This window comes from Rhizobium sp. 25PS6 (assembly GCF_032464655.1).
GTDB lineage: Bacteria > Pseudomonadota > Alphaproteobacteria > Rhizobiales > Rhizobiaceae > Rhizobium > Rhizobium laguerreae.
In genome coordinates this window covers 55,902-76,106 of sequence record NZ_JAWDIV010000028.1, presented here as the reverse complement: position 1 = coordinate 76,106, position 20,205 = coordinate 55,902, and the positions used below count along the sequence as shown (strand labels likewise).

Here is a 20,205-nt window from a genome sequence, read left to right as displayed (position 1 = left end):
ACACGGTAAGCGCGATATCCCGCGGGAATATACCATCAACCAATGCTGAAGAGCGGTATTAAGCGGAAGCAGCCATGGCCGCATAACTTGAACGAAATGGTCCCGAGTAAATCCGGCGCGGTTCAACCTCACGCAAATGCGGGATGTTCTTGCAACACCTCATTTGCTAGTTTTCCTCTGCCGATGTGATCTTCTTGCTGAAGTCCTTATCCGTCGAGCGCACGTGGATGCGCAAAATACGTGAGTTCACTTGCTTAGCCTCTGGATTCGGAACTCGCCTTTCCTGCAGTCGTCGAGCGCGAAGCCAGCGAGACATAGAACGGGGCGCGGCCCCAAACCTCGAACATGATGTCCATTATCTCTGCATTGGCGCAATTCAGCGATTTCATCGCTTGCTCGTACGACGATCGGCCTACCGCTCCGCTTGAGAGCTCATACAATGATCGGCCTTTGTCCCGCGCTTGCCGGATCGCGTCCGACTCCCAGACGGTTGCTGTCAACAGATCATCCCCCAGGGATTCCCGCAACATTGCGATTGACTTCTGCTGTGAGACGTCACGCGGATCGTGCCTTGTCACCAGATATTTGAAGAAATCATGATTTACGGTCCTCCCAGCCCTTTCGATCAGTGCGACGAAATGCGTGAAAGAGTAGAGGGACGAGGTCATTGACACGATCTCAGGCATCTCAGGGCGGACCGTCACAAGAACGCCGGTTGCTGCTTCATATGCACCCGCGGTCAGAAAGCCTCCATCTCCGCAGGCGAGAACGATCACATCATAATCCGCCTCAACTTCCTTAAGCGCAGACACCATCCTGGCGCTAGCGTCCGGGTACCTCAATTTCTCGCTACGGAAGCGCCGGTCACACTCCTCTTCAAAAAAAGAGAGTTCGGCAGAGCCCGGAACGAGATCAAGACCATCAAAAAGGGTGGGTTGGATTGCTGACCGCATACTTTCCTGATGCTCGTCAAAGCGTATCGCCGCATAGATGCTCGCATTGTGGACTGGATAACCAAAGTAGTAAAAACCGAACATCTTAGATAATGAGCCGTGCGAATCGAGATCTATAGCGAGGACGCGGAAACCTTGAAGTGCAAGGCCTTGAGCCAGATAAAACGATGTGGTGGTGCTTGCGGGACCGGCGACTACCGAGATGATCTGCAGCTTATCACCCTCGCGTCGCCGCGGGCGAAACTTCAAAGCCTCTTTTGGACGGGCTGAAGCGAGATGATTACGGAGTTCGTTGATCTGTTCCAGTGTATAGGAGCGTCGTCCTGCGGTCCCAAGCTCGGGTGTCGGGCCTTGCCCATCAATTGACAACTGGCGCAGATAGCTACCCGACACACCGAGAATCTCAGCGACCTCGCCCAACGAGAACGAGCGCAAGGTCCTGAGGTCTGGAAGTGGTGCTCTGGCAGCCACGCCCTGCGCCTTTATGGAAGCCCAAATACTATCGCTATGGCCGAACGCGCTCCACTATACGCTCTTCATCGTCTGGTTTCTCGGATTGTGGCATAAAAACCTCGTGACGGGTTTTGTAATGAATGACGGTTCTATTACGACATTAGGTAGGCAGCAGTCAATATGCTTCGCCTCATCGCTCTATCGAGACGGCCTTTCGTCAGCCTCATCTGATGTAGTTGTATTGCTCCTCTTCGTGAGAGCGCAGCGAAGCATTTCCTCGGCGACCCGCTTCGGGCTCGGGCGTGGGTCAGTCTTCGAGCGGAAGTATGTTCCTCCATCGCGGGGGCCTTTGCAGGTGAAGCAATCAATCCAGCCGCGCTGACGGTTCTGCTCAACGGCATGACCTATTATGCAAAGACACTGAGCGGTGTGACGTTGCAGATCGAAGACGCGCAGAACGACGTTTCCAAGCAGCAGAGCCAGATCCAGAATTTCATCGCCTCCAAGGTCGATGCAATCATCGTCAACCCTGTCGATACCGATGCGACCACGGCGATGTCGAAGCTCGCGGCCGATGCCGGCATTCCGCTGGTTTACGTCAACCGTCAGCCGGTCAACGTCGACACGCTGCCGGACAAGCAGGCCTTCGTCGCTTCCAACGAGCTGGAATCCGGCACGCTGGAAACCAAGGAAATCTGCCGCATTCTCGGCGGCAAGGGCAAAGCTGTCGTCATCATGGGCGAGCTTTCCAACCAGGCTGCGCGCATGCGGACCCAGGACGTCCATGACGTCATCAAGACCGATGAGTGCAAAGGCATCGAGATCGTCGAAGAGCAGACGGCCAACTGGGATCGTACCCAGGGCGCTGACCTGATGACCAACTGGCTCTCCAGCGGCATCGAGTTTGATGCCGTGATCTCCAACAACGACGAAATGGCGATCGGCGCCATTCAGGCGCTGAAGGCGGCCGGCAAGGATATGAGCAAGGTCGTCGTCGGCGGCGTCGACGCCACGCAGGACGCGCTTGCCGCCATGCAGGCGGGTGATCTCGACGTCACCGTGTTCCAGGATGCCGCCGGCCAGGGCAAGGGCTCGCTCGATGCAGCGCTCAAGCTCGCCAAGGGCGAAAAGATCGAAAAGAAGGTCTACATTCCCTTCCAGCTCGTGACGGGACGACGCTGGATATTGGGTTGAATGGTCCTGCGCCGCGCGATGGCCTCGGTCGTGGGCCAGCTCGCGCTTGGTGTAGGGGCGCATAATCGTGCGTACGAGCAGATTTCTCCGCGTCGATGCCCGCCTTTTAGGTTCATACGCGCTCGCCCCAGTGTGTGACAAAATCCGCCGTAGATTTGACGGCTCTATATTACCCTGTGCTGCTGCTTGCTCGCAAAGTTAGTGAAGCTTCGCGGGCCTTCTGCGATTTATTGTCCGTCAACATTGCGCATCGCCCGCGCGGAGTCGCCCTGCAGCGATATCAGGAGCTGCAATGCTCGATCAGCTAGGCCCGCCGGCACAAAAATATGGTCGTGGTGATATGCAGCCACCATGTTGCACGGTATGCCAGCTTCTGCGAGACAGGCAGCGACGCCCGCCGTGAGGCCGACGCCATCGAGCGCAGAATTCACATTGAGAGTGATCTGGCGCATCGCAAGTGAAGTTTCGAACCCCGCTCCGTGCGCCTCTCCTTTCTCGAGGACGACTGCCAAGCCTTCTCTTTCATGAAATGTCGCGATCGGGTTTAGATTGTGAACTTTGCTCCCTTCATTGGGTAACGAGCAGAACACATACTCGCCGTCTTCGAGCGAGGGCTTCATATTCGACAGCATATCGAACTTGTCTCGCAACACAGTAGTCATTATAGCGGTCCCGCTGTCGATAATCATCGTGTCTTAAGGTGGTCAGTCATTGTGTAGGACGGGAACCGGGAGCGAACAAATGAGATTTCCTTAACTGACATAAGGCAGATTGTCGATGTTGGATCGAATCCGTCGCTCAAAGCTTGCGTTGCGAAGGACTTCGACAAGTGCCTGAAGCTGTGATTACAGGTTTTGACCTTGCCCTCAAGTTTTATCCAGTTTTGAGTTCGCTCCAGCGGTTTTTGGTTGCTGTTGTTGGTTCGGTAGCGGCGGGTTGCGGTGCGGAGCCATTTCGGCTGCGCAGCACAGGATAGAATTCCCGGCATTGCAAGTGGCAAACGTTACGCGGCGAAAAACAATCCACGGCGAGGCGCCGAGGCTTTGCGATGCAAGCTCCGTTCGCCGTCGATTCCGGAAAGTGCTCCGCCAATACTGATGACAACGAATGGAACGGCAACAACTGTATGAGCGATGATGACCCTAAGTAGGTATTCGTCAGGCCGAGTCGAGCGAGAAGCACCTGCATCCGAACACCAAGCACCACCGCAGGCACCACCATTGGCAGACGGAAAAGTGTGCGGAATGTCCGCGCAACAAAAGGGTTCGAGCTCGAAGGCCCAAAGAAGCCGCCATTTCAAGTAAGGTGGCTAACAACGTAGTCCCGCCACCAATCATCAGGCTGTTGACGATCGATCGCCGCCACGTGTCCGCCGGAAGCAGTTCCTCAAACCAACGAAGGGAATAGGACGGAACAGGGTAGGTCAGAATTACGCAAGACCAAGGCGGCCAAACGCCTGCTGGAAGCAAGGATACCTGCCGAAGCGCATCGTCACCGACAAGCTCCGCTCCTATGGAGCGGCACGGCGGCAGGTCATGCCTACTCGACCATCGATCGCACAAGGGGCCCGAACAATCGTGCCGAGAATTCGCATTTGCCGCTGCGAAAACGTCAGCGGATGATGCAACGATTTCGCTCACCGGGTGCGTTGCAACGCTTCACCAACATCTTCTCGGCCGTGCGAAATCTCGTCGTCCCTTCACACCCAACGCGTTCCGCCATCGCGGTTCACCTGCATCGTCTCGATGCGTTCGCCCAACGGAAAATGGCTACTGCAGTGACGGCCTGAGCCCGCATCATACCGCAAACGCACCTAGAGAAGTTAATTTGACATCGCCCTTTTCGCCGATCGCACCTTGGTCGTTGGCACTCTTAGCACGACCCCCGTCAAGGTCCACTCCCTGCCCGCATCTCACGGCATAGCCGCTGGGACGGGTTAATTGGTTTCTCTGCGTTCCGCGTCCAGCCAGTTTTCGAGCTTCAGTCCGGGATACGCCAGGAAGTCCCGCGTGTTGTTGGTCACCAATACCGTGTCCAGAGCGATCGCATGCGATGCGATCAGTTTGTCGAGATGATCTTTCTTCCGGTCTCTCGTCGCCATTCGAACCGGACCGTAGGCACGCGCTGCTGCGATCCCAAACGGCTCTACCGTGATCAGCTCGGCCAGGGCGGTGAGATTATCAAGTTCTCGTGCCGGATCATCGGATGCGGAAACACCGTACTCGAGTTCCGCGAAGGTGATGGCGGACATCACCACGTCCCCTACATAGCAACTGGCAAAGCGGCGAGCGACCTGCTCCGGCTGGTTTTTCATCAGGTAGATACACATGTTCGTATCGAGCATGTAACGCGCCATCAGATCTTATCCCGCTCCTCTTGCTCATGGGACTCTCTTCCGTCGCGCATGAAATCCGGAGAGAAGCGGGCGAATACATCCAGAACGCCGGCCAGGGAGCGATGCACAGGACGGATGCGAAGCTCGTCGCCGATGCGCTCGATTTCCAACTCAACATCGGTTCGCTCAAACGCCAGTTCCGCCGGTATGCGAACCGCCTGGGAATTTCCATTCTTGAAAGCTTTAGTGGTGTGCATGTCATCAACCTTGTGTGTACGTGGATGTACTATATCCTAGGCTTTCCACTTTGTACATCCTTAGTGTGTACGTTTAGCGCTTGGACGGGCGCATCTCGCAACAGGTTGAGGTCGCTCGTGCCGAATCGTGTGCTGGTCCACCCGCCAGCGGGTATTGGCCCATTCGGGTAACAGTTCGTTCCTGCCCCGTCCAAATCTAGACAGACGATTGAGAGCGCGATGCCGCGCTCACATTTGCAAGGAGCATCCGTAGAAGGCGTATGCGCGTCTCACCCGTGACATGCCGCTCTTACGATAGGCCGGTGCTTGCGCCAATGTCGCCGGCAGCCGCGACTTCGACGGCGTAGTGCGAAAGGCGGTGAAATGTTCGCCGCTCCTCGGCGGCCATGGCTGGCGCGAGCAGAAAGCCGTGGCGGTAGAGGCCGTTGAGCGAGATCACCTTCCCCTGATGGCTTGCACGTGGAAGATTGTCCGGAAAGGCTGGGCGGATTCCGACACCCGTTTCGATTATGGTTGCATCGGCAAAGGCCGGATTTAGCGTGTATGCAGCGTTGAGCAGTTCCATCAGTGAACGGGCGACTATAGGCCCGTCGAATTCCGTCTCGATCATCGTCGCGCCGACCATGAACAGACCGTCTCCACGCGGGACGATGTAGACGGGGAAACGCGGATGGAGCAAGCGGACCGGCCGGGAGAGATCCACGTCAAAGCTTCTAAGGTAGAGCATTTCGCCGCGAACGCCGCGCAACTCCTTCGCCTCGCCGATCTGCGCTGCGCCCGTGCAATCGACGACACCGTCAAAGCTCTCCTCGTGCGGGCTCTCGCCCACGAAGGTGACCCCCTGAACCGTCAGCTTGGTGCGCAGCAGACACAACACTCGCCGAGGATCGAGATGGGCTTCGCGGCGAAAGAACAGCCCATGCCGGAATCGCCCGGAAAGAGAGGGTTCCAGCGACGCGATCGCCGGCTCTTCCAGCCATTCATAATCGGTCGTGCGGCAGGCAAAGCGTCTCAGTTCACCAAGATCGCGGGCCGACGCGACCACGAGCGTTCCGTTTCGTCGCACCTCTCCAGGCACCATTGCGTCCCATTTGTCGGCGGCGGTGAGGCCGCGCATCAGCACGGCGCCATCAGCACTCTCCTGCTCGCACCAGGGCGCCAACATTCCGCCCGCGAGCCACGATGCAGCGCCGAGGAAACTGCCATATGGATCGAGCACGGTGACCTCGGCATCTCGAGCGCGCAGTTCATGCGCCACCGTCAGGCCGGCAACGCCGGCGCCTTTGACAAGCACACGCATCTCATTCGCCCAATTGCTGTTGGGTTTCTATCGGCATATAGATGCCGCCGCCCTCACGATAACGCGCTGCCATCGCATCCAGACCCTCCTTCTGTGCTTCGGCGCGGATATCGTGCGAGATGCGCATGGAGCAGAATTTTGGGCCGCACATGGAGCAGAAATGCGCCACCTTATGGGCTTCCTTCGGCAACGTCTCGTCGTGGAAGCTGCGGGCGGTTTCGGGGTCTAGCGAGAGGTTGAACTGATCCTCCCAGCGGAATTCGAAACGGGCACGCGAGAGCGCGTCATCGCGCAGCTGTGCTGCCGGATGCCCCTTGGCGAGATCAGCCGCGTGGGCCGCGATCTTGTAGGTGATAACGCCGGTCTTGACGTCAGTGCGATCGGGAAGGCCGAGATGCTCCTTCGGCGTGACGTAGCAGAGCATCGCGGTGCCGAACCAGCCCATCATGGCTGCGCCTATTCCAGAGGTGATGTGATCGTACCCCGGTGCGATATCCGTCGTCAGCGGCCCGAGCGTGTAGAAGGGTGCCTCGCCGCAGACCTCGAGCTGCTTGTCCATGTTCTCCTTGATCTTGTGCATCGGCACATGGCCGGGGCCCTCGATCATCACCTGGCAGTCTTTCGCCCAGGCGATCTTGGTCAGCTCTCCCAGTGTTTCCAGTTCGGCGAATTGCGCTGCATCGTTGGCATCGGCGATGGAGCCGGGACGCAGGCCGTCGCCGAGCGAGAAGGAGACGTCATAGGCGCGGCAGATGTCGCAGATCTCCTCGAAATGTTCGTATAGGAAGCTTTCGCGATGATGATGGAGACACCACTTCGCCATGATCGAACCGCCGCGCGAGACGATGCCGGTGACGCGGTTGACGGTGAGCGGGATGTAGTGAAGCCGCACGCCGGCGTGGATGGTGAAATAGTCGACGCCCTGTTCGGCCTGTTCGATCAGCGTGTCACGATAGACCTCCCAGGACAGGTCTTTGGCAATGCCCTCGACCTTCTCCAGCGCCTGATAGAGCGGCACGGTACCGATCGGCACCGGCGAATTGCGGATGATCCATTCGCGGATATTGTGGATATTGCGGCCGGTGGAAAGATCCATGACCGTGTCGGCGCCCCAGCGGGCCGCCCAGACCATTTTCTCGACCTCTTCCGTCATGGACGAGGTGACAGCAGAATTGCCAATATTGGCGTTGATCTTCACCAGGAAATTCCGGCCTATGATCATCGGCTCGGATTCCGGATGATTGATGTTGGCGGGGATGATCGCCCGACCCGCCGCCACTTCCTGCCGGACGAATTCCGCCGTCACATGGTCCGGAATATGGGCGCCGAAGCTTTCGCCGTCGCGGACCATGGCATCCGCCTGCGCCTTGCGACCAAGGTTTTCGCGGATGGCTATGAATTCCATCTCGGGCGTGATGATGCCTGATCGCGCATAGGCGAGCTGGGTGACCGCCTTGCCATCCCTGGCTCGTAGCGGCTGACGTTTAGTGGGAAATTCGGGCGTCAGCCTTTCGCCGCTGGCAAAGCCGTTGTCTTCGGGGCGGATATGGCGGCCCTGATAGGCTTCGACATCGCCGCGCGCGAGCACCCAGTCGCGGCGGAGCTGCGACAGGCCCTGCTCGATGCGGATATCAGCACCCTCGATCGTATAGGGACCGGAGGAATCATAGACGACAACAGGCGGCTCGCCCGATGTCGGATGAACGCTGATCTCGCGCATCGGCACACGGATGTCGGCGTGTATGTCTCCCGGGATGTAAATCTTCCGCGACGCCGGCAGCGGGCCTTTGGTGACTGTGGGGGTGATGGTCTTCGCGGCAATTTTCATGGTTTGAGGCTCCAAGTTTTCGATTGGAGACCCAGTCCTCAGCCGGAATGATGAAAAGACGCCGGCACGGATTCCGCGCGTGAATCCACTGCTTCGAGCGCTTGCACCGTCCCTACGCCAGTATGAACTGGATCAGGTTCAACGGGTCACTGCGCCACAATCGGCAAAGCCGTATTGTCCAGCAGTATCTCAGCCCCTTGCCGGGACCCCCCTGGTGAATGCAAAAAGGGTAGAGGCTTGCCGAGGGGACTGTCAAGCGACAATCTGCGATGGCTCGGGGTTAGGTTACACACAGGATATCGTGCGTGTCGCCGCTGTTAAACGATGGACAAGGGCAATCGTCCGGCCGGCACGCTTCCGCAAGACAAGCGCCCTTGTCGCATGCACGAGATACCGAAGCACTATTGAGAAAGCAGACGCGGAACTGGAAAGTCTAGTACTTTTTCCGTGTAGCTTTCGACCAGGGCGCTAAACGGCGTGCCGTCTGGAAGTTTCAATACGGCTCGATGTTCGAGCAGGAACGCCGGCAGGCCGGGGGAACTTGTTTCATGCGCTGTTAAGCCGTCCATGTCCCAGCCTTCGGATAGAGGGGACCAGAGCAACTTGGCAGACAGGTTTGTGCGAGTGAAATTGAGAGCCTGAACGGCTCTGCCAAACGCGATATCGCTGGTATTCAACGCCTGATTCATCTCTGCAGTTAATTTTGCAGGTACATACCAGTTGTCGGCTTCGGACAAGACGCGTTCGCCGCAGACCAGTCGGACGCGGCGATAGGCGATCAACTCACCGGGTCCGACGCTCAGAAGATCACGGATGTGCTCATCGGCCGGTTTGCCTTGCCCGCCCACACGCTGAGCTACGATCTTTGAACCTTCCGGTGCGAGCTTATGCGCGGCGCACCAGCGGTCAAGGGTAAACGTGGCACTGGCGTTACTCAGGAGATTTGCATTCAAGGTCTGGAGGATCGCAAGCGCTTCCACTCGAGATGCCGGCGTGTTCAGCCACTGAGATTCTATAGAAGGCTCTTGCGCAACTGCGATCTGGGTGCCCAGCAAGATGGCGGCCGCTGCAAGTGCGGCGATGCGAATGCATTTCGCAGGACATAATGACATGGAGAATGAAATCCTTTCTGTAGTATAATTGGGCAAACCTTGCGGGTCAAATATCCTTGATTTTTGCCGACGGGCGACCGTTGTCCGCGTATATGATAGCGGCAGCAGGGTTTGAACTGCGGCTCGCGTGTACCGCACGATGGTCAGGTTTCTGAAGACTTTCTTACCATCTTTCGAATTTGAAAGCGTTGGCGACTGAGCCGGCGCTTCCATTCTGGAATTTGGAAACCCGAGAGACGTGGATTTCAAATGAGAAACCTGGCGGCCGGCCCGAATTCTCCCAATTCTATATTCGTAACTCTCACTCAAAGGTTCAACGCCTTTGTCTTCGCCCTCGCTTGTTGCGAGATGTTCATATAGCTGGATCGGATAAAATAGCTCGCAACCGAAAGCAAAATCCAGAAGCCATTGTTGGAAAAAAGTCTTCTTCGTCGACCGGGAGCCCTCCTGCCGGTCGATTGACAATTGCAGACCAGGCAGCGACGCGCCATCGATGGTTGCCAACCGCAGATGCGAGTAGCCAGGGTGCTTGTCTGATTGCTTTTTGTGGTGCATGTCATCGTGCTCCTTGTGCGAGCCTCCCGACGATGATGTCGCCGGCAAGTTTTCAGCATTCATAGGAAACGATATTCCTGTGGTGCGCTATCGCAGCTCTTATTTGGGACAGTTCATGAAAACCATCAGCAACGCAACAGATGAGCCGGATATATTTTATAGTATATCTTTCTTCGCCGCAAAAATACAAATTGCATTATAAACTTCTGTGAGCTGTAGGATATATTATTGCTTATATACATACATATATTGATTTCACGGCTTTAAGGGGCTGGATGGAATGCAGGTCTCCGAAGGCCACGGCAAACGTTCGCTGGTCGAAATGGCCATCGGACGATACAAGTCTATGGGCGCGCCAGGTCGCCCCTAGCGGAGCACCCTTTGTCGCCGTGCCGCAGGCGCATTTCGAATGCCGCGCATGATTTGATCCTTCAGTCGATACCAATTTGGGGACTTATGCAGCAAGCGACATTCGACGGGTTCCTACACGAGACGAAGTCGAGAACACGTGCTGACACATGACGTACACGGTCATCAGTCGGCGCTCCCTATATAGTGGTCAGGGTTGCTGGTGATCCAACTGCCCGCGCACCTCGTTTCCGCGCTTCAGGAGATTGAGGATTGGACAGAGCTTTTCCACGGTCGCCCGCAGTCTGGCGACGTCCGCGGTACTTGCGGGAGATACTAGTGTGACCAGGTAGTTGATGTCCTGGGGATAGACGGGAACGTCTTGATATCCTTCTGCACCTGCACGCGGATCGATCGTGGCGGAGACTTCCGCATGCAGCGATTCCAGCGGCACGCCCTGATCGGAAGCGTGGATCAGAAAAGTATGGGTCAGGCAGCTCGCAAGCGCACCGAGCAGCAGTTCTGGAGACGACGGACCCAGATTATAGCCTGCGAACTCGGGCGGGCTGTCGGAAATGACCTGGAAATCTCGAATTCGGATACGTCGCACGCCGCTGCGGCCTTCAGCGCTTGCACTGGCCTCAAGTGTGACCGCACTCAGATCCCCCTTTCTGACGCGCGCCCGCCAATCGAGTAGTGCTTCGTGCTTCTGTCGGAGATACTCATTCAAAGTTGCCATGGCTTGCTAATATTCCTGTTGTGGAGACCGATGCCGAGATGGCCAAAGCGCCACGTTGCGCGCGCCGCTCAACCACGAGCTCGCGAGAAATGGGATCAATGAAAACAATCTTTGCTAGGTAAGACAGTTGCTGGAGGTTCAGCCTCTTTGCGATTCCGCGTCCGACGGGGGCTGTGTCGCCGTCAATTGTCCGCTTCCCGATCAAGACGATATCAGGCCTCAATGTCCGGCACCTGTTTGATACAGACCACGATGTGCATAGTCGTTTAAGCTCCCAATCGGACTTGGACTGTAGGGCCCCGCTTACTCTGAGCACTTCTCATGCCAATCAGGTTGAGCCGGTAACCCTGCGACATTGCAGATGTTTATTGTCGCTATACCGAGGGTGTTTTGTAAGGGTGCGGACATGTCGTGTCGCAATCTGCCTCGATCACTACCGCGATGGAGAGGGCGGCGGCATACGGTGACCATCAAGCCTCGTATTAGAACGGGCACCTATTTCCAACGATTTGGTCCTTTGTTACCTAGGAGGTAAGCGCCCTGAACAAGATTGCTCGAATAGACGCGTGCTGGAACCTCCCGCTCTAAGCGCGAGAGATCCAAATGGAAGATGCTCTCCATCGGGGTACAGTCAGGTCCTTAAAAACCGACCCCTCTTGACTGTTGGCCATCATTCTCATATCCGGTCTTGGTAGAATTTACTAATCGAGCGGATCTCAACTTCCTGCTACCGGTAAGCTAGGTCGCCACTCTCGGCTATGATCGAGCCGCCACCAACAACCCATTCCCAGGTCCATGAACTTTGAAACGGATGACGAACATCGCCGTCGATCTATCGCGTATTCGCGCAAAGCCTGTTCAGGATCGACGTTTGGCCATCCACCGAACGCTCGGCCGTAACCATCTCCATAGCTCCTCGGTGACGTGTGAGGAGCGACCGGCGACACGAGCTCTCGCGCCCGCTCCGTTGCCTGCCGCCAATAAAAGCGCTGCCAATCTCCCGCGCGGTGTCCCTATACTGCCTTTAGATTCTCTTGGCGAGCGCATCGCGATCATTGGCCCCTCAAACGCAGGCAAGTCGACTTTGGCGGTTGCCCTGTCTAGAAAGCTCCGTATTCCAGCCGTGCATCTCGATCAACTTCACCATCTGCCCGGAACGGATTGGCAGTCGCGCCCGGAAGCAGAATTTGCCGCGCTTCATGATGCGGCAATCCACGAAGAGCGGTGGATTATCGAAGGCAGCTACTCGCGCCTGATGCCGCAGCGATTAGCCCGCGCCATCACTTCAAATCACTGGCTACGCTTTTTTCGCTATCTCAAGCGAACCCTTGCCGATCAATCGGATCGCGCCGGACATCTCGAAGGTGCCAAAGACAGCATCAAATGGGAGATGATTTATTGGATTCTCTTTAAGAGCCGTAACAGCGGCGTCAGATATGCGACGGTTCTTCAGGAGTTCGGCTTGCCAACTGTCGAGTGCCACACTGCGACTGCCCTGAATAGCCTCTATCGCGATTGGGCTCTGCCGATGCCCCGGTAGGAACTTTTGGCCCGACGTTCATGGCAATTCGCAGGCGAATTTAGGATGATGTTTTCTCCATCTGCCCTTTGCAGCCGCCGCGGTTTAGATAGTGTGACGTCTGATTCCTAGCGAAACCAAAAAGCTCGGTTCCTACACTGTGCGCTGCTCATCGAAATGTCCGAGCGTAATCGCAATTTCTCATCACCTAGATATTTGATCCCAGGCTTTGATGGGGCATCCTTGTCTTCCGAATCAAGGGATGCGCTATGGGCCAGGTTCTTCATGGGAGCGCCACGACGACAGAGGCAGTCCGTCGAGCGATACAACATAGTCAAGAGAGCCTGAGAACGCTTTCGAAGCGTTACGGGATCAATCAGAAGACCGTCGCCAAGTGGCGGAAGCGGTCCTCGGTTGCGGACCTTCCGACCGGCCCGAAAGAGCCGAGATCGACGGTGCTCTCCGTCGAGGAGGAGGCCGTTATCGTTGCCTTTCGCAGGTACACGCTGCTGCCGCTCGATGACTGCCTCTATGCACTGCAGCCGACAATCCCGCATCTTACGCGGTCTTCGCTGCATCGTTGCCTGCAGCGTCACGGCATCGGCCGCCTGCCGGATGTCGATGGCGACAAGCCGTCGAAGAAGAAGTTCAAGAGCTACCCTATCGGCTACTTCCACATTGACATTGGCGAGGTGCGCACCGAACAGGGCAAGCTGCACATGTTTGTCGCCATCGATCGCACCTCGAAGTTTGCCTTCGTCGAACTGCACGAGAAGGCTACCACTGCCGTCTCGCGCGAGTTCCTCCTACGCTTGATTGCGGCCGTCCCCTACAAGATCCACACCGTGCTCACCGACAACGGCATCCAGTTCACCACACCCGGCGCTGGCGGCTCGGCTGTCCCGCTGATCAAAGAAGCGATCGCCAATGGCGAACGCTTCCGGGCCCATGCCTTCGAATACACCTGCGCCACCAGCGATATCGAGCACCGCACGACCAAGCCGAAGCATCCGCGGACCAACGGTCAAGTCGAGCGGATGAACCGTACCATCAAGGATGCCACCGTCAGACGCTTCTACTATGAAAGCCACGATCAACTTCGTCAGCACCTCGCCGACTTCGTCGCCGCTTATAACTTTGGCCGCAGGCTCAAGACCCTCAAGGGCCTCACACCCTACGAGTTCATCTGCAAGGCATGGGCTTCACAGCCCGAACGCTTTACCCTCGATCCGCTCCATCAAATGCCGGGCTAACATCCAACTCCGGTCTCCAAAATACGGTTGAGTCGCAGCACTCTCACCCCGGCTTAAAGACAAACAAACGCCATCCACCGCTACCGTGCTACAGATTGAGGACAAAGTCGCTCAACGCAACCAAGTGGTCTAGGCCCTCGATCGTCGTGCTTCTGTCATCGGTGGATTGCGCGAAGGGTTTGGCAACTCCTGCTCCTCTGCTCTGGCGTGTTACCCATTGTATCGGAGAGATTGTCCTGGGCGGCAATTTAGAAACTGATACCCTCGGCCACGTCAACCGCCTTATCTCACAAATGAACCGCCTCAGCCGCGTCACCGCGGAACCCTGCCGCATAACCGCCATCCACTCCCGCAGAAATGACTTCGTCAATTTGAGTGGACCCCGTAGGGCCCGTGATATCGTGTTGTACCTGCGCATCAGGTCACTCGGGCTGAAGAGCGATAGCATGTGAAATTCGCAGGCCGTTGTGGACACAGCCGGCGCGATAGTGATTATTTGCAGGCTTGTTGCGATGCTGAAGACGTCGCTGAAAAATTACCGAGACACCGAGGCTTCTTAAATTGAAAAAAGTACAGCGCAGCTTTGCCGTCGAGTACAAATCAGGTCGGCGAAAACTCAACTCTAAACCGAGCTCGATTTGGGGAGACACGGATCTCAAGTCGGTTGCTCAAGATCTGCAGGACGAGGCAATGCCATTTATGTCATTAATTCCTGAGGCAAGAAGCAGCGAGTTGCTTGTAGCCCGAGAAGAACAGGCTGGACCGTTATTGACACTGCCGATCGGGCAGGAGACAAATGCATCGGCTTTACAGGAGACCACAATGGCCGATGAAAACGCTACGATGATCAATGCCGACACGCCGGCCGCCGCGGCGCCCGATGTACCGAAAAAAGTGCGCAAACCTCGCGCCAAGAAGGCAGTGCCTGAAACTGCTTCAGTAGCCGTTTCTGTGCAACCGGCAGCGGCTTCGAATGCCACCGCCGGAAAGCAGAAGAGAGGACGCAAAGCAAAGTCTGACGAAGGTGCGACAAGTGCCAGACGTGCGCCTGTCAAACGTGCTCCAAGGGCGGTGCAGACAGCGACCGCACCGTCGGTGGCTGCAGTTGATGAGTTTGCGGATCTTCTGCAGCTGGAAGAGGAAAACCAGAGACTGCGCAAGCTGCTGGCCGAGAAGCTCCGTGCAGAAAATGCCGATCTACGAAAGCGGCTCAACCTCGGTTGATCGGCAGCAGACGGCCAAGCGCTGGCCGCATTCTCATGCTTGTTGAAGTCAAGATCATGGCGGCAGTTCGTTCTGCCGCCAACGCTTTTTCTCGCAGTTGCACACGGGGTAGAATTCGAGGTTAAACAAATGGCGTCTCCATGGAAACTTCTTGCCCGGCTGGTGTCCCCGCGACGCCAGCAGAGACAAGAACACGGCTCGGCAGATGGCGTGAAGCCGGACGTATTGGCTATCGCCAAGCCGACTGAAAGAGCAGCCAATAACGAATTGGACGCCACAGACGGTCCGGCTGACAAAAAGCCAGTTCCTCACGGTCATTCCGCAGCGGTTCTAGCGGTTCCGGTTTATTCGGAAGAAACGGCAAGCGCTGTTGATGGTCGCGTAAATATCGATGGCGCGAGGCCCGTGGAAGCGCCTGATCCGGCTTTGTCCGATGAGGCTAATACAGCCGCGCATGCCGCACCTAGGGTCTTTCGTGTTGGCGAAGGTCCGACGCGAAAGCGCCGCAAGAAGGCGAAAATGAGTGCAGTCGTTCTTCGACCGTCTTCAAATGTTTCTACCGCTTCTGACGATGCAATCAATCTTGATGAAGAGATCAGCCTTCTCCGAGACCAGTTGGCGCGCAAGCTTCAAATGCAGAATGCACTGTTGAGGAGGATGCTGGAGCGGTTCGAATATTAATCGAAATGAAGAATCAACCCCGCATTGCCGCACGTTGGTTGTTACCGATAGGGTCTCTATCACGAGGGGATAAAGCCCTTGTTGTCATCCTGATTTGGCATCGATCTCACCCGACAATCATTTGTGATGCGGGGTTCAGGAGTGTGCTAGGCGCGGTCTAGTTTTTTGTCGCTATTGATGTTTCGGGCCCAAGATTGACGGAAATCAAATCGGCTCGACCTGATGTCTGTCACAACGCGATGATTTCTGGCACGAAGCGGGGGTAAACACTTTGGGTGCTGGCTCTCCAGCTCCGTCGATCGAAGCGCTGGACTGGCTACGCGGCGAACCGCTTTCCAACTTCCAGTTCGGCAAGATATACATCCTCGACTTCTTTTCGACTACCTGCGGACCCTGCGGGCGAGCGCTGGCTCGCCTGGGATCGCTGCAGAAGAAATACAGCGACATCAAAGTTGAGGTCATCGGAGGACGAGGCTCGAGCTCAGGTGGACGCATGGCTAACTACATGGCTCCCGCATTCGAAAATTCGGGTCGCATTCGACCACTCATATTCCGGTCGAGGCTTGCAAAAAATTCTTGGCTCTCCTGTTGGGCCTTCAACGGCCAGCGACCCTTCATTCAGCGTGTCGAAACCGTATGCCGGCTCTCCGAGTGGGCTTGCCCACGGGCAACAATGGACGGGACGTGGACTTGACGGTGGAATAGTCAGCGCGTGTCAGCGGATTAAAGCCTTTGTACTTATAACCGCAGCGTCGTTCCGTCTTTTTGTCCTCTCGTTGATGTGGATCAAGGAGCAATTTGCGGCTTCATGACAGTCCTGGCGAGAAAGACGGCCGCGAAGCGGTCGTCGGCGTACTGGGGACGACATCATGAATTACACAACGGAAACGATGGTGATCGCGGTCGCGGCGTTTCTAGCGCTGCTACTAGCCGCATTCGCGCATGATCATCTCTTTGCGGTTCATATGGGCATACTTTGCCTCTGCCTCGTTATGGGGGCTGTGCTGATGGTCAGCAAGGTTGAATTTTCGCCGGCAGGCCGACAGCGTAACGTCGATAAGTCCGGCTATTTCGACGAGGTGATACGGTATGGCTTGATCGCCGCGGTGTTTTGGGGCGTGGTTGGCTTCCTGGTTGGCGTGATCATCGCGCTGCAACTGGCCTTTCCTGACCTCAACATCGCCCCTTATCTCAATTTCGGAAGACTGCGGCCCGTGCACACGTCGGCGGTTATCTTCGCCTTTGGCGGCAATGCGCTCATCATGACGTCATTCTACGTCGTGCAACGCACCTGTCGCGCGCGTCTTTTCGGCGGCAACCTGGCTTGGTTCGTATTCTGGGGCTACCAGCTTTTTATCGTGATGGCTGCGACCGGATACGTTCTTGGAATCACTCAAGGCCGTGAATATGCCGAACCTGAGTGGTACGTCGACCTCTGGCTGACCATCGTTTGGGTAGCCTATCTCGCCGTGTATCTTGGAACGATCCTGAAGCGCAAAGAGCCACACATCTATGTGGCAAACTGGTTCTACCTTGCCTTCATCATCACCATCGCCATGCTGCACGTGGTCAACAACCTGGCGGTTCCGGCCTCGTTCCTTGGCTCCAAGAGCTATTCTGTCTTCTCGGGTGTCCAGGACGCGCTGACCCAATGGTGGTACGGCCATAACGCCGTCGGCTTCTTCCTCACCGCCGGCTTCCTGGGAATGATGTATTATTTCGTGCCGAAGCAGGCCAACCGACCGGTCTATTCATACCGGCTTTCGATCATCCACTTCTGGGCGCTGATCTTCATGTACATCTGGGCCGGCCCGCATCATCTGCATTACACGGCACTGCCCGACTGGGCCCAGACGCTCGGCATGGTCTTCTCGATCATGCTCTGGATGCCCTCCTGGGGCGGCATGATCAACGGCCTCATGACCCTTTCGGGCGCCTGGGACAAGATCCGCACCGATCCCATCATCCGGATGATGATCGTCGCCATTGCCTTTTATGGCATGTCGACCTTCGAAGGCCCGATGATGTCGGTGAAAACCGTCAATTCGCTCAGCCACTATACCGAATGGACGATCGGCCACGTGCATTCCGGCGCTCTCGGCTGGGTGGGTATGATCACCTTCGGGGCGATCTACTACCTGACGCCGAAGCTATGGGGACGCGAGCGTCTCTACAGCCTGCGGATGGTCAACTGGCACTTCTGGCTCGCAACCCTCGGGATCGTTGTCTACGCCGCCGTGCTTTGGGTTGCCGGCATCCAGCAGGGGCTCATGTGGCGCGAGTACAATTCCCAGGGCTTCCTCGTCTATTCCTTCGCGGAGACAGTCGCGGCGATGTTCCCCTACTACGTGCTGCGCGCCGTGGGCGGAACGCTTTACCTGGCGGGCGGTCTCGTCATGGCCTGGAACGTGTTCATGACGATCCGCGGCCACGTGCGCGACGAAGCTGCAATCCCAACCACTTTCGTGCCCCAAGCACAGCCTGCCGAATGAGGTGAGATATGGCATCGATACTTGATAAACATCAGATCCTCGAGAAGAACGCGACGCTTCTTCTCGTCGGCTCGCTGCTCGTCGTGAGCATCGGCGGCATCGTCGAAATCGCACCGCTGTTCTACCTGCAGAACACGATTGAAAAGGTGGAAGGCATGCGGCCGTATACGCCGCTCGAGCTGGCCGGACGAAACATCTACATCCGCGAAGGCTGCTACCTCTGCCACAGCCAGATGATCAGGCCCTTCCGCGACGAGGTCGAACGCTACGGCCATTACTCGCTCGCGGCCGAGTCGATGTACGACCATCCTTTCCAGTGGGGATCCAAACGAACCGGGCCGGATCTGGCCCGTGTCGGCGCGCGCTACTCCAACGAATGGCATGTCCAGCATCTCGCCTATCCTCGGGCAGTGGTGCCGGAGTCGATCATGCCGAGTTACGCCTTCCTCAAAGAGCAGAGGGTGACGGTCAAGGACGTCGGAATGGACCTGAAGGCCAACGAGGACGTGGGCGTGCCTTATAACGACGAGATGCTGGCGAACGCGGAGGCCGACATGATGGCCCAAGCCGATCCGAACGCAGATACGACGGCCCTGCTTGCCCGCTATCCGAAGGCGAAGACCGGCGATTTCGACGGCGATCCTGCCGCGCTGACCGAAATGGATGCCCTGGTGTCCTACCTGCAGATGCTCGGAACGTTGGTCGATTTCTCGACCTACGACGACGCGACCGGTTACCGATGAGGTGATCCATGGAAACCTACACTGCAATGAGACAATTTGCCGACAGCTGGGGGCTCCTGGCAATGGCGGCATTCTTCATCGGTGCGATTGTGTTCACTCTTCGCCCAGGCAGCAACCAAACGGCGAAAGAGGCCGCCGATATTCCCTTGAAGGATGATTGAGATGTCGGAAAAACATATCGATGAATTTAGCGGCGTCGAAACGACCGGACATGAATGGGACGGCATCCGCGAACTCAACAATCCGATGCCGCGCTGGTGGGTGTGGACCTTCTACGCCACTATCGTCTGGGCCTTGGGCTATACGATCGCATATCCCGCGATCCCGATGATTACCGACGCTACGAAGGGCATGCTGGGCTATTCCAGCCGCGCCGAGCTGCAGCAGAACCTCGATCAGGCCAAGGCATCGCAGACGACGCTTCATGATCTGATCGCCGCCAAGACGGTGCACGAGATCGATTCCGATTCTGCCCTTCGCGAATTCGCGGTCGCCGGCGGCGCATCTGCATTCAAGGTGAACTGCGCGCCGTGCCATGGCTCGGGAGCAAGCGGCGGCCCGGGATTTCCGAACCTCAACGACAACGATTGGCTGTGGGGTGGAGACCTGGATGCCATCCAGGCGACGATCGCGCATGGAATTCGCTTCGACGAGGATACGGACACTCATGCTTCCGAGATGCCGCCCTTTGCCGATGTTCTGGATCCCCTCCAGACAAGGCAGGTCGCGGCTTACGTCTGGGGACTGACCAATACACCGTCGGACCCCGGCCTCGCAGAGGCCGGAAAACAGGTCTTCGTCGATAACTGTGCCGCATGTCACGGCGACGACGCCAAAGGAAAAGCCGAAATGGGCGCGCCAGATCTCGCCGATGCGATTTGGCTGAAGGCACGTGGCGAGGATGCGATCATCCGTCAGGTGGCCGCTCCCAAGCATGGCGTCATGCCTGCCTGGGCAGGGCGTCTCGGCGATACGACCGTCAAGGAACTTACCATTTTCGTGCATTCGCTTGGCGGCGGGACGTGAGGAAAAAAACCATGACAGCTCACGGCGACAACCAAATCTTCGATCTCTATGGCACGACGCGGCAAGGCCACGCCGCCACCTTCCAATCAGGACGACCTAGCAAAGAGCGGCAGGTCGATCATCAGTTGGACCTGCCTCAAAGACCACGAGCAGACAAGCCGGTTGCAATAGCCTTGTCGAGGACGTTCCAGCG

16 protein-coding genes, 3 pseudogenes and 1 riboswitch are annotated in these 20,205 nt (G+C 57.0%); of the genes and pseudogenes, 10 read left to right on the top strand and 9 right to left on the bottom strand.

Annotation, left to right across the window (positions count from 1 at the left end; genetic code table 11):
• Window positions 1–254: 254 nt before the first annotated feature.
• A pseudogene (repA, locus tag RWK44_RS31075) lies at window positions 255–1,518 on the bottom strand (plasmid partitioning protein RepA).
• Between the two features lie 224 nt (window positions 1,519–1,742).
• Here repA and RWK44_RS31070 point away from each other — a divergent pair.
• Entirely contained in the window at window positions 1,743–2,600 is an 858-nt protein-coding gene (locus RWK44_RS31070) for a sugar ABC transporter substrate-binding protein (protein ID WP_127431707.1), read from the top strand.
• A gap of 227 nt (window positions 2,601–2,827) precedes the next feature.
• Here the strand turns inward: RWK44_RS31070 and RWK44_RS31065 are convergent, their stop codons facing one another.
• Window positions 2,828–3,262, bottom strand: a complete 435-nt coding sequence (locus RWK44_RS31065; RefSeq protein WP_310857223.1) for an ACT domain-containing protein — start codon at window positions 3,260–3,262, stop codon at window positions 2,828–2,830.
• Between the two features lie 308 nt (window positions 3,263–3,570).
• Window positions 3,571–4,069: pseudogene (locus RWK44_RS31060) on the bottom strand (ABC transporter permease); the annotation flags it as partial.
• On the opposite strand from RWK44_RS31060, the pseudogene RWK44_RS31055 reads away from it, so the two are divergent.
• Window positions 4,064–4,389: pseudogene (locus tag RWK44_RS31055) on the top strand (DDE-type integrase/transposase/recombinase); the annotation flags it as partial. The pseudogenes RWK44_RS31060 and RWK44_RS31055 overlap by 6 nt on opposite strands.
• A gap of 147 nt (window positions 4,390–4,536) precedes the next feature.
• Here the strand turns inward: RWK44_RS31055 and RWK44_RS31050 are convergent.
• The 6 genes from RWK44_RS31050 to RWK44_RS31025 form a co-directional block, all read right to left on the bottom strand.
• Complete coding sequence (locus RWK44_RS31050) at window positions 4,537–4,956, bottom strand: type II toxin-antitoxin system VapC family toxin (protein WP_018496488.1); 420 nt, start codon at window positions 4,954–4,956, stop codon at window positions 4,537–4,539.
• The gene (gene vapB, locus RWK44_RS31045) at window positions 4,956–5,192 is read right to left on the bottom strand and encodes a type II toxin-antitoxin system VapB family antitoxin (protein WP_127431704.1); all 237 of its coding nucleotides are present in this window, start codon (window positions 5,190–5,192) and stop codon (window positions 4,956–4,958) included. Before vapB ends, RWK44_RS31050 begins: the two co-directional genes overlap by 1 nt.
• A gap of 289 nt (window positions 5,193–5,481) precedes the next feature.
• Entirely contained in the window at window positions 5,482–6,492 is a 1,011-nt protein-coding gene (thiO, locus tag RWK44_RS31040; RefSeq protein WP_244604876.1) for a glycine oxidase ThiO, read from the bottom strand.
• 1 nt (window position 6,493) lies between these two features.
• Entirely contained in the window at window positions 6,494–8,320 is a 1,827-nt protein-coding gene (gene thiC / locus RWK44_RS31035; RefSeq protein WP_127431703.1) for a phosphomethylpyrimidine synthase ThiC, read from the bottom strand.
• Window positions 8,321–8,411: 91 nt separating this feature from the next.
• A riboswitch (TPP riboswitch) is annotated at window positions 8,412–8,543 on the bottom strand.
• A gap of 178 nt (window positions 8,544–8,721) precedes the next feature.
• Entirely contained in the window at window positions 8,722–9,432 is a 711-nt protein-coding gene (locus RWK44_RS31030; RefSeq protein WP_127431727.1) for a hypothetical protein, read from the bottom strand.
• A gap of 1,114 nt (window positions 9,433–10,546) precedes the next feature.
• Window positions 10,547–11,074: an OsmC family protein gene (locus RWK44_RS31025; RefSeq protein ID WP_127431702.1), complete on the bottom strand. Its 528-nt coding sequence runs from the start codon at window positions 11,072–11,074 to the stop codon at window positions 10,547–10,549.
• Between the two features lie 811 nt (window positions 11,075–11,885).
• On the opposite strand from RWK44_RS31025, the gene RWK44_RS31015 reads away from it, so the two are divergent.
• The 8 genes from RWK44_RS31015 to ccoP all read left to right on the top strand — a co-directional run bounded on the left by RWK44_RS31015 (window position 11,886) and on the right by ccoP (window position 20,012).
• Window positions 11,886–12,614, top strand: a complete 729-nt coding sequence (locus tag RWK44_RS31015; protein ID WP_244604875.1) for an AAA family ATPase — start codon at window positions 11,886–11,888, stop codon at window positions 12,612–12,614.
• Window positions 12,615–12,862: 248 nt separating this feature from the next.
• On the top strand, window positions 12,863–13,846 hold the full coding sequence (locus RWK44_RS31010; RefSeq protein ID WP_127431700.1) for an IS481 family transposase: 984 nt from the start codon (window positions 12,863–12,865) through the stop codon (window positions 13,844–13,846).
• A gap of 561 nt (window positions 13,847–14,407) precedes the next feature.
• A complete protein-coding gene (locus tag RWK44_RS31005; protein WP_127431699.1) occupies window positions 14,408–15,070 on the top strand; it encodes a transcriptional regulator in 663 nt (220 codons plus the stop codon).
• Window positions 15,071–15,199: 129 nt separating this feature from the next.
• Window positions 15,200–15,751 (top strand): hypothetical protein, encoded by a 552-nt coding sequence (locus RWK44_RS31000; RefSeq protein WP_127431698.1) that lies wholly within the window; start codon window positions 15,200–15,202, stop codon window positions 15,749–15,751.
• An 869-nt stretch (window positions 15,752–16,620) separates the two neighbouring features.
• Window positions 16,621–18,243, top strand: a complete 1,623-nt coding sequence (gene ccoN, locus RWK44_RS30995) for a cytochrome-c oxidase, cbb3-type subunit I (protein ID WP_127431697.1) — start codon at window positions 16,621–16,623, stop codon at window positions 18,241–18,243.
• A gap of 8 nt (window positions 18,244–18,251) precedes the next feature.
• Window positions 18,252–18,986 carry a cytochrome-c oxidase, cbb3-type subunit II gene (ccoO, locus tag RWK44_RS30990; protein ID WP_127431696.1) on the top strand — a complete coding sequence of 245 codons (735 nt, stop codon included), beginning with the start codon at window positions 18,252–18,254 and terminating at the stop codon, window positions 18,984–18,986.
• Between the two features lie 8 nt (window positions 18,987–18,994).
• Window positions 18,995–19,147, top strand: a complete 153-nt coding sequence (locus RWK44_RS30985) for a cbb3-type cytochrome c oxidase subunit 3 (RefSeq protein ID WP_127431695.1) — start codon at window positions 18,995–18,997, stop codon at window positions 19,145–19,147.
• A 1-nt stretch (window position 19,148) separates the two neighbouring features.
• Window positions 19,149–20,012, top strand: a complete 864-nt coding sequence (ccoP, locus tag RWK44_RS30980) for a cytochrome-c oxidase, cbb3-type subunit III (protein ID WP_127431694.1) — start codon at window positions 19,149–19,151, stop codon at window positions 20,010–20,012.
• Window positions 20,013–20,205: the final 193 nt, after the last annotated feature.